Here is a 958-nt window from a genome sequence, read left to right on the forward strand (position 1 = left end):
ACAACGTTGCAGCTGCGACGACCGCAGCAGGTGCAGCGGCAACGGCAGCCAAGCTAGCATCGGGCAACGCAGTCCAGTACGACAGCACCACGCACGCATCGGTCACGTTTGGTGGCACGGGCGCAGCGGTGAAGTTGACTAACGTGGCAGCGGGCTCAAGCGATCTCGACGCGGTGAACTACAAACAGTTGTCGGCATTGGGCGGTAAGGTCGATTCGACCGGCCAGGCGCTGAACGCATTCGTCGCTTACGACAACACGTCGAAGGACTCGATCACGCTGCTGGGCACGTCTGGTACGAAGATCACGAAGCTGACGGCTGGCACGGTGAGCGCAACCAGCACGGACGCAATCAATGGTTCGCAACTGTTCAACACAGCATCGACGACGGCAGCAGCTATCGGCGGCGGCGCGACAGTTGATCCTTCGGGCAAGATCATCGCGCCGAAGTTCACGGTAGGTTCGTCGACGTATGACACCATCGCAGCAGCGTTTGCGGCAACCGGCAGCTCTGTGCCGGTGGATGGCGTAGCGTACGACTCGTCCGCGCATGACAAGGTCACGCTTGGTGGATCGGCAGCAACGAAGGCAGTGACGTTGACCAACGTGGCAGCTGGCGCGAATGCGAACGACGCAGTGAACATGGGTCAGTTGACGGCCATGGGCATCGTTGTTGACTCGACGGGCAAAGCACAAAACTCGTTTGTGGCTTACGACAATGCAACGTCGAAGGACACGATCACGCTGAAGGGCACGGCTGGCAGCACGAAGATCACGAAGCTGACGGCTGGCACGGTGAACGCAACCAGCACGGACGCAATCAATGGTTCGCAACTGTTCAACACAGCATCGACGACGGCAGCAGCTATCGGCGGCGGTGCGACAGTTGACGCTTCGGGCAAGGTCACCAAGCCATCGATCACGGTTGACGGCTCGACGTACGACAACGTTGCAGCTGC

General features: G+C 60.0%; 1 pseudogene. It reads left to right on the forward strand.

Going from position 1 to position 958, the window contains the following annotated elements:
* Positions 1–958 (forward strand): annotated as a pseudogene (locus FH08_RS0133910) (hemagglutinin); the annotation flags it as partial.

This window comes from Caballeronia sordidicola, from assembly GCF_000729995.1.
Taxonomy (GTDB): Bacteria; Pseudomonadota; Gammaproteobacteria; order Burkholderiales; family Burkholderiaceae; genus Caballeronia; species Caballeronia sordidicola_A.